Raw genomic sequence first — 9523 nt, 5'->3', positions numbered from 1 at the left:
CAGGTTCAGTATTATGTTCTTTTTTTTGCTTGAAATTTAAAAATTTTTTTATTTGAATTACATTAATGTCAAAATTATTAATTTTTAAATAGTTCAAATAGATAGGAATATTGATAGAGATATAAGAAAGTTGTCATCATTATATATGGCGAGACGCCAATAAAGGCAGATAAGAATGCATATTTATTATTTTGATTTTACAAATAATAAGTATTATTACGTTATAAGTATTAATGTATAACGAGTTTTGATAGAAACGCCAGTCGACATAAATATCGTCATTAGTGTCGAGCATTCCCTGCTATTTTAGTTTTCATTGTTTTTTACTCATTCAGCGAATTTTGTTTTTCTTTATTTTTCATCGTGTTGAAGAAAAATAAAAAAGAGTGCTTATTTGGCACACTCTCTGCATAGATAGAGGAGAGAATCAGGTAATAACCTGAAAGTTGATGAACACAGGAGCAATGTTGATGAAAAAAGTCATCACGGTCTGTCCGTATTGCGCCTCAGGATGCAAAATCTACCTGAAGGTGGAAAACGGTAAAATCATTGGTGCTGAAGGCGCTAATGGTTTAACAAACCAAGGTGAGCTGTGTCTGAAAGGGTATTATGGATGGGATTTTATCCATGATACTAAGATACTGACTCCACGTCTTAAAACACCTATGATCCGTCGTGAAAGAGGCGGAAAATTAGAATCGGTTTCTTGGGAAGAAGCAATTGAGTTTGCAAGTAGTAAGCTTCTTGCTATCAAAGAGAAATACGGTGCTAAATCTATTATGACAACGGGCTCTTCGCGAGGGCCTGGTAACGAAGCTAACTTCGTTATGCAGAAGTTTGCTCGTGCAGTTATCGGAAATAATAATATAGATTGCTGTGCTCGTGTCTGACACGGCCCTTCGGTTGCAGGTCTGCAGCGTTCGGTCGGTAATGGTGCTATGAGCAACTCAATCGTTGAGATTGAAGATACCAAATGTCTATTTGTCTTCGGCTATAATGCCGCAGACTCGCATCCTATTGTTGCTCGCCGTATTGTTAAGGCGAAAGAAAAGGGTGCTAAAATTATTGTATGTGACCCTCGTTACATCGAAACAGCACGTTTAGCCGATTTACACTTAGGCTTAAAAAATGGCTCTAACATTGCGTTATTAAATGCGATTGCGCATGTGATTATTGAAGAAGGATTACATGATAAATCCTTTATCGAAAATCACACCGAGCAATTTGAAGAATATTGTAAATTAGTTGAAAGCTATACACCTGAATCCGTTGAAGAAACAACCGGTTTAAGTGCTCAAATTATTCGCGAAGCTGCACGTATGTACGCGAAAGCAGAAACAGCAACAATTCTTTGGGGAATGGGTGTAACGCAATTCTATCAAGGTGTTGAAACGGTTCGTGCATTGACGAGTTTAGCCTTATTAACGGGTAATTTAGGTAAAAAATACGTCGGTGTTGGCCCAGTTCGTGGTCAAAATAACGTACAAGGTGCGTGTGATATGGGAGCATTACCTAACACACTGCCTGGTTATCAATACGTTACTGACGAAAAAGCGCGTGAGAAATTTGCTAAATTCTGGGGCATTGAATCCATGCCTGATGAAGTGGGCTATGCGTTAAGTGAAGTCCCTCATAATATCGATCATGGCTTATTAAAAGCGCACTACATAATGGGTGAAGATCCACTGCAAACTGAGCCTGATCTCGCCACAATCCGTAGAACGTTTGAAAAACTGGAGCTACTGATAGTACAAGATATCTTTATGACCAAAACAGCGTCTATTGCTGACGTTATTTTCCCTGCAACATCATGGGGTGAGCATGAAGGTGTTTATACGGCGGCAGACCGTGGTTTCCAACGCTTCTATAAAGCCGTTGAACCTGTTGGTGATGTAAAAACAGACTGGCAAATTATCAGTCTGATGGCAACCGCAATGGGTTATCCAATGCATTACAACAATACCAAAGAAATTTGGGATGAGTTGCGTGAGTTATGCCCGATTTATTATGGTGCGACTTACGAAAAAATGGCGGACTTGGCTTATATTCAATGGCCTTGCCCAACAGAAGATAGCCCTGGTACACAATATCTGTACGAAGGGGGTAAATTTGATACCCCTAATGGTAAAGGTCAATTCTTTACTTGTGAATGGGCGCCACCTATTGACAAGCTATCCGATGAATTCCCAATGGTACTAGCAACCGTTCGTGAAGTTGGACACTACTCTTGCCGTTCAATGACAGGTAACTGTAAAGCATTGGCGGCGTTGGCTGATGAACCGGGTTATGTTCAATTAAACACGGAAGATGCCAAACAGTTGGGTATCAAAGATCAGGAATTAGTCTGGATACGTTCTCGTCAAGGTAAAGTGATTACGCGTGCTGCGGTCAGTGATAGACCGAATAAAGGCGCTGTATATATGACTTACCAGTGGTGGATTGGGGCTTGTAACGAACTCGTTGCAGAAAACTTAAGCCCAATCACTAAAACACCTGAGTATAAATATTGTGCAGTATGTGTTGAGCCAATCAAGGAACAGGCTCAGGCAGAACACTATGTGAAAACGGAATATAGCAATATTAAACGTCGTTTAAGAGAAGCCGCCGAGGGCTAATCTGACCTAATTAATCTTGTTTTTCTGCCTTAAGACCGAGTTTATTGACCTTGTGTTAGTAAACTCGGTTTTTTTATGGTTTTTTATTGTTGTAGGGCTTTTTCTCTTCTGTTTATCGTCGAAAAATCACTTAACTTTTGTCTAAATATTCACCATGCGTTGGCTCACAATAAAAAAAGTAACATGTTACTTTTAACGTAATCTGTTTCTAAATCAAATGGATAAATTGCTTTTTATTTAATGCCAGCGCAGGATGTTGTCATGGAAATGAGTGTATGAAAACAACAACGAGATACCGTATGAAAAAACTCATTAATGCCCTACAAGCGTTTGGTAAATCCTTATATGGCCCCGTCTTGATATTACCTATTGTCGGTTTATATATCGCTTTAGGTAATGTCTTTGGCAATGGCAATCTTGCGGAATATATTCCGTTTTTAAATCACCCCGTTATTCAAAGTATTGGACAATTACTTGCGAAATCATCAGTGGCTATTTTAGTTAATCTGGCACTGATTTTTGCTGTGGGTATTCCCGTTGGTTTAGCGAAAAAAGACAAAGGCTATGCCGGTTTAATTGGCTTAGTGGTGTTTGTCATTTTCACGAATGCCATGAATATAACGCTAACACTACAAGGTAAGTTGGTTAGTGCAGATGAGATGCGAGCTGCTGGTCAAGGCATGGTATTAGGTGTCCAGGTTCTAGAGATGGGGGTATTTGCAGGTATTTTAACTGGAGCAATATCAGGATGGCTTTATAACCGTTATTCAGGTCGTCAATTTAACGGCATTATGGCTATTTACTCTGGTCACTGCTTTGTCGCCATTATTGCTATCCCATTCACCATTGCGTTGGCTGTTTTAATGTGTGAAGTTTGGCCTTTTGCTCAGGCGGGGATCACTAAGATGGCGCTCGTTATTCATGATTCTGGTGCTTTTGGTGCGCTGATTTATGGATTCTTAGAACGTATTCTGATCCCAACTGGATTACATCATTTAGTTTATACCCCATTCTTGTATACAGAATTAGGCGGTGTTGCAGATGTTTGCGGCACAACTTATCAAGGTGCAAGAAATATCTATTTTGCTGAAATGGCATGCCCTGAAGTTAAACAACTTAGTCGCACTGTGATTTGGGATGCACGCGGTATCGCTAAAATGTTTGGTTTAACGGCGGCAGCGGCAGCCATGATCTCTGTGGCTAAAAAAGAGAAAAAACAGATGGCGAAGGCGATTTTAATTCCGGCTGCTGCGACTTCCTTTTTACTCGGTGTGACAGAGCCTCTTGAATTTTCTTTCCTATTTGTTGCGCCTGTTCTGTTTTTAGTTCACGCCGTATTAACCGGCATTGGCATGATGTTGTTCTATCTATTAGGTGTTCATGCAATTGGTGCGAACGGTGTTATTGATTTCATTTTATATAACTTGCCATTAGGTACTGAAAAATCAAATTGGCCTATGTATATCGTGGTGGGTTTGATTATGTCCGTTCTCTATTTCGTTATCTTTAGAATCCTGATTTTAAAACTCAATCTTAAAACACCGGGGCGTGAAGATGATGATGAAGAGACGCGTTTATACAGCAAGGAAGATTACAAGAAAAAAAGCAGAAAAAAATCGCTACTTCTGAAGAAACGGCTGAAGTTATCAATGAGTTAGGTGAAACGATTATTGAAGGGCTCGGTGGACGTGACAATATCGAAGTGGTTGATAATTGTTATACCCGCTTAAGAGTCATTGTTAAAAATGTTGATGTCATTCATGAAGATATCTTGAAAAAAACGGGTGCTAAAGGCGTTGTGCGCCATGGTAATAACGTGCAAGTTGTTTATGGATTACATGTAAAAAAAAATGCGTGAAGCGGTCGAAGCCGCACTTTAATAGGAGAAAGAAAGATGACTAAATCACCCTTTATCTTAAGTATTGCAGGCGGCGGAAGCACCTATACACCAGGAATTGTAAAAAGCTTAATGGTGCGTTTAGAGGATTTCCCACTGAGTGAAATTCGCTTATACGACATTGATCAAGAGCGTCAAGACACTATTGCACCTGTGGTTGAAAAAGTGATCCGTGATCATAGCGATACTATTAAGTTTACGGTGACAACAGATCCAGAAACTGCATTTGATGGTGCTCACTTTGTATTTGCTCAAATGCGTGTGGGTCAATACAAAATGCGTGAACAGGATGAAAAAATTCCATTGCGTCATGGGGTCGTTGGGCAAGAAACTTGTGGACCAGGCGGGCTTGCTTATGGTTTACGCACTATTTTACCGATGGTTGAATTAATTGATTTAGTTGAGAAATATGCCTCTTCTAATGCATGGATTGTAAACTATTCAAACCCTGCGGCGATTGTGGCTGAAGGTGTGCGTCGTTTACGCCCTCATGCTCGTGTATTGAATATCTGTGATATGCCTGTTGCGGCGATGCGTAATATGGCTGCCGTATTGAATGTTGATCGCCATGATTTAGATGTAGACTATTTTGGTCTAAATCACTTTGGTTGGTTTACTTCAGTACGCGTAAAAGGTGAAGAAAAACTGCCTGAATTACGCGAACATATTGCTAAGTTTGGTCTTTTAACCGAAGATGCGGCACAAACTGACCCACAACATTCTGATCCATCGTGGGTAAAAACGTGGCGTCATATTCAGCCATTAATGGAAGCATTCCCTGAATATATTCCAAACCCATATTTACAGTACTACTTGATGCCAAATTATATCGTGGAACATCAAGATCCTGATTACACTCGTGCAAACGAAGTGATGGATGGTCGTGAAAAACGTCTATTTGAAGCGGCGCGTGAATACAAAGAAACGGGTATTTTACCTGATGCATTCCATGTTGGTGTTCATGGTGCCTTTATTGTTGACGTGGCATGCTCTTTAGCTTTTGATTTACGCCAGCGCCACCTGGTGATTGTTGAAAATAAAGGGGCAATTGCTGACTTACCTTATGATGCGATGGTTGAAGTGCCTGCTTATATCACGTCTCATGGCCCTGAACCTATTCGAGTCGGCGATATTCCTCGTTTCCATCGTACTTTGTTGGAACAACAATTGGCATCAGAACAATTATTGGTGGAAGCAACGCTTGAAGGTAGCTATGAAAAAGCACTTGAGGCGTTCACTTTGAATAAAACCGTGCCAAGTGTGATCCATGCGAAGCAGATCCTCGATGATATGATCGAAGCAAATCGTGAATATTGGCCTGAATTACGCAAAGCTTATGTAAATGGTAAGCGTGTTTGATCTCAACACTTGCTGTTAATGAATAATTGAATAAAAATGCTGTTCTATCACCAGAACAGCATTTTCCTTTATGTTGGTAAGGACGATGTATCAATTAAGGTAACCGGTATGTCGGCACGATTATCATCTTTACTCTCAAGAGCAACAGACTTAACACGCGCAGAATATCGTATTCTCTCTTATTTAATTGACAACCCAACACGGGTTGGAAAACAGACGATTAGAGCGCTAGCACAAGCTAATTTTGTTTCGACAACGACCATTATGCGGCTTTGCCAGAAATTAGGTTTCTCTGGTTATAGTGAGTTAGTTTATTACTGTAAACAGTTGTTATCCACGACTGAAAAATCCCACCAATTGAAAAGTGATGAAAATGAGATAACAGAGCCTCTTTTTGATCAGTTTTTGGCGAATTATTTAAAAACCTTCACGTTAATTTCAGAGGAGAAAAGACACGCTTTTGTGGATTTAATTAACAGCAAGAATTCATTTTTTATTTATGGTGCTGGGTTTTCCCATATATTCTCAGAATATATCAGTAAGCGGTTACAATTGATTGGTAAAGATGCTTTTCTTTCTGGACTCAGTGACAGTAAAAATATCTTTATTAATAATGCTTCACGCTATACCGTTTTTATTGCGATATCTCGTAGTGGAGAGACAGAGCAAGTGGTTGAAAAGGCGAGAATAGCAAAAAGTATTGGTATGAAGATTGTCGCATTTACTCGAGCAAGTGCCAATCCGTTGGCTGAACTTGCTGATATTCATTTCCCCATTTATGACGATGCAGTGAATTATCATAGCGACACTATCGAGAGTTCATCTTTTGAATCAAATCTTGTCTTGATTATTGATTTATTACTCAGCCGAGCTCAACGATTTTAATTTATGCAATAACGCGATATGACTAAGCGACGGACTGATTTAAATAAAGCGTTAAAGGCAAGTCAGGGTGTGAGTTCATCGAATCAAATTTATGTGATGGATGAGAATCAACCGTTGGATAGCGAGAGAGTAAAACGATAAAATCTTGGTAAGCCTGATTTTTATTATCATGCGTAAAAATAGGTGTACCACTATGATTTAATTCATTATCTGCAATTAATAAAATATCAAGATATTGCGCATTATCGTGTTCATAAAGTACATTTTCTGGGGCGATTTTTTGCCAAGGTGTTCCTATGGGTTCGTTCGGTGAATGAACACGTAAAGTTCCCGTTTTATCCTTAACGTTATTCTTATTCATCATCACAATCATGGTGTGATCAACGCCATCTTTATGAACACCTTCAATAGAAAGCTCACTTAAAGAATCGGGTTGGGCAATTAATCTTAAATGAAACACAGTGGATATTGATTTAGGGGAGTTTTGATCTGTTAAGTGACGAGGCGTAAATGTATTACCTTGAATTAATAGCATCTTTAATTTTAATAAAGCTTGATAGGCTGTATTACTCTGCCAGCGATCATCAATGGCCCTAAAGTGTCTTTGTGCACCACTGTCTTCACGAATAAAACCATCTTCTTCAGTAAGAACAAAGGGCTGATACTCTAATCGAGAAATTGTTTTTATATCATGATCAAAAGATAGCGTCCTGTTCGTGAGTGACGAAATGAAAGGGTAGGATCTTGTGCTAAGTAATCACCATATTCCATTAGTGTATTAATATCTTTTTCTTCAGCACCTAAGTGTTTTATTAAATCGATAACTACATTTGAGGAATAAAAACATATTTATTATTTTTATATTCATTTTTTATTTCACTAATTTTATTTATAAGCAGGTTGTTCATATATAATATGCTCCATTGATGGTTAATATTATTAATAGTTAATTAGAGGAATAATAGTTAAAATATAATCATTTTTATTATAGATAGGGATTAATAAATTTCAAATTAATTAAAAAAAGAGAATGTAATAAAACTATTACACTCTCTTATATAAATAAAAAAATTATTTCAAGATTAAAGTAATTTCTGGAATTTGAAATACCTAAACGTTGCATCCGTGATAATAACGTGGTTCTTTTTAATCCTAATTTTAATGCAGCCCCTCTAGCCCCCGCAACAACGCCATTCGTTTCTCTTAATGCTTGAATGATCCTCTCTCGTTCTTCATCATCACTTTCTGGCGCATTTGTTTGCATGCGCTTTTCAATGGATGAAGGTTGAGTCAGTACCTGTTTTAAACGAGAGGGTTTATTAATATGCAACTCTTTTAACTGAAGGTTTAATGTTGAACCTCGGGTTAAAATAACCGCACGCTCAATAATATTTTCCAGTTCACGAACATTACCCGGCCATGGATAAAGTGTTAATTGTTCCAATGCGTTAGCTGGAATACAATCTATTTTTCTATCCATTCTTCGTGCAATTTTTTGTGTAAAATATTTTGCTAAAAGCGGAATATCTTCAGGTCGCTCTCTTAGCGGTGGAATAATAATAGGAAAAACATTAAGACGATAATAAAGATCTTCTCTAAACTCACCTTCATCTGTTAAATCATGGAGATCTTTATTGGTTGCCGCAATCAGTCTGACATCCACAGGAATAACTTTATTACCGCCTAATCTTTCTATTTCTCGCTCTTGAAGAACTCGCAACAGTTTAGGTTGTAATTCAATGGGCATATCACCAATTTCATCTAGAAATAGCGTACTTTTATCCGCCATTTCAAATCGACCAATATGTGTATTGGTTGCACCTGTAAATGCACCTTTATCGTGACCAAAGAGGTCGCTTTCTAAAAGACCAGAAGGCACTGCTGCGCAGTTCATTTTTATCATAGTCTTACTTTTTCGCTGACTTAGACTATGAATAGCGCGTGCAATTAATTCTTTACCTGTTCCTGTTTCACCTAATATAAGAACAGTGCTATCACTTTGTGCCACTAATTCAATTTGTTCGAGCACATTATGCATCGCATCGCTTTGATAAATAATCTCACTAAAACATGCATTATTATCTATCTGTTCATTAAGCCAAATGTTCTCATTCTTTAAGCTATCCTTTAAATGTGTTATCTCTTCATACGCGGCTGCATTTTCAATGGCAATACCAATACGCGCCGCAATTTGTTGAAGTAATTGGCAAGTATCGTTAGTAAAAACACTTCCTATTTCATGCGCTAAAATTAATAAACCGAGAGGTTTATGATTAAAAGCTAGTGGCAATAACAAAGCCGTCTGCATATTTTGCTTAACTAGACGCTTAATCAAAACATCTTCCTGATCTTCTTTATTAATATCAATTAAGACAGGTTTATTCTGATTAATAATTTCTTCGGCTTTGTTATTCGCGCTACTAAATTTACGTTGTTGACGAATGACAGATTTTCCAGTCTGATAACGACTAGAATAAAGAATACCTTCACTACTATTTTGTGATGAGGTACGACATAACATAAGACTAATATGGTTCAGTCCAAAAAAAACGATGTATTTCTTTAGAGACTTCAGAAATAAGACCATCCATGTCTAGATGAGCTAATACGGAGTTTGTGACATCGACCAATATTCGATATTGGTTACGCTCATTACGAAGGCTCTCCATAGTTTCAGCATTGTTACTGCTTAATTTCATGACACCACCGATTGCCTTAAAAAATTAGCTATATTGTAGTAGGTTTATAATAAATTTATATCAATGAC

The 9523-nt window shown here is 38.0% G+C and carries 5 protein-coding genes and 1 pseudogene; 4 read left to right on the top strand and 2 right to left on the bottom strand.

The window, feature by feature from the left end; translation table 11 throughout:
* Positions 1-470 precede the first annotated feature (470 nt).
* The 4 genes and pseudogenes from fdhF (at position 471) to BHE89_RS03175 (ending at position 6756) form a co-directional block, all read left to right on the top strand.
* Complete coding sequence (gene fdhF / locus BHE89_RS03190) at positions 471-2615, top strand: formate dehydrogenase subunit alpha (RefSeq protein WP_077885108.1); 2145 nt, start codon at positions 471-473, stop codon at positions 2613-2615.
* 299 nt (positions 2616-2914) lie between these two features.
* A pseudogene (locus BHE89_RS03185) lies at positions 2915-4495 on the top strand (PTS transporter subunit EIIC).
* 14 nt (positions 4496-4509) lie between these two features.
* Complete coding sequence (locus BHE89_RS03180; RefSeq protein WP_069368209.1) at positions 4510-5871, top strand: 6-phospho-alpha-glucosidase; 1362 nt, start codon at positions 4510-4512, stop codon at positions 5869-5871.
* Positions 5872-5979: 108 nt separating this feature from the next.
* On the top strand, positions 5980-6756 hold the full coding sequence (locus tag BHE89_RS03175; RefSeq protein WP_069368210.1) for a MurR/RpiR family transcriptional regulator: 777 nt from the start codon (positions 5980-5982) through the stop codon (positions 6754-6756).
* 22 nt (positions 6757-6778) lie between these two features.
* Here the strand turns inward: BHE89_RS03175 and BHE89_RS03170 are convergent, their stop codons facing one another.
* Both BHE89_RS03170 and BHE89_RS03165 read right to left on the bottom strand, forming a co-directional pair.
* Entirely contained in the window at positions 6779-7435 is a 657-nt protein-coding gene (locus BHE89_RS03170; protein ID WP_286138875.1) for a 2OG-Fe dioxygenase family protein, read from the bottom strand.
* Positions 7436-7810: 375 nt separating this feature from the next.
* Positions 7811-9277 (bottom strand): sigma 54-interacting transcriptional regulator, encoded by a 1467-nt coding sequence (locus tag BHE89_RS03165; RefSeq protein WP_458694204.1) that lies wholly within the window; start codon positions 9275-9277, stop codon positions 7811-7813.
* Between the last annotated feature and the right edge of the window lie 246 nt (positions 9278-9523).

It is taken from the genome of Shigella sp. FC1967 (assembly GCF_001743005.1).
Classification (GTDB): domain Bacteria; phylum Pseudomonadota; class Gammaproteobacteria; order Enterobacterales; family Enterobacteriaceae; genus Proteus.
The sequence above is the reverse complement of the archived record's forward strand: the minus strand, read 5'-3'. Positions and strand labels throughout refer to the sequence as shown.

Excerpts from the sequence above, each read along its gene's own strand:
- BHE89_RS03175 (WP_069368210.1), top strand. The coding sequence starts at position 5,980 with ATGTCGGCACGATTATCATCTTTACTCTCAAGAGCAACAGACTTAACA.
- BHE89_RS03180 (WP_069368209.1), top strand. The coding sequence starts at position 4,510 with ATGACTAAATCACCCTTTATCTTAAGTATTGCAGGCGGCGGAAGCACC.
- BHE89_RS03165 (WP_458694204.1), bottom strand. The coding sequence starts at position 9,277 with ATGTTATGTCGTACCTCATCACAAAATAGTAGTGAAGGTATTCTTTAT.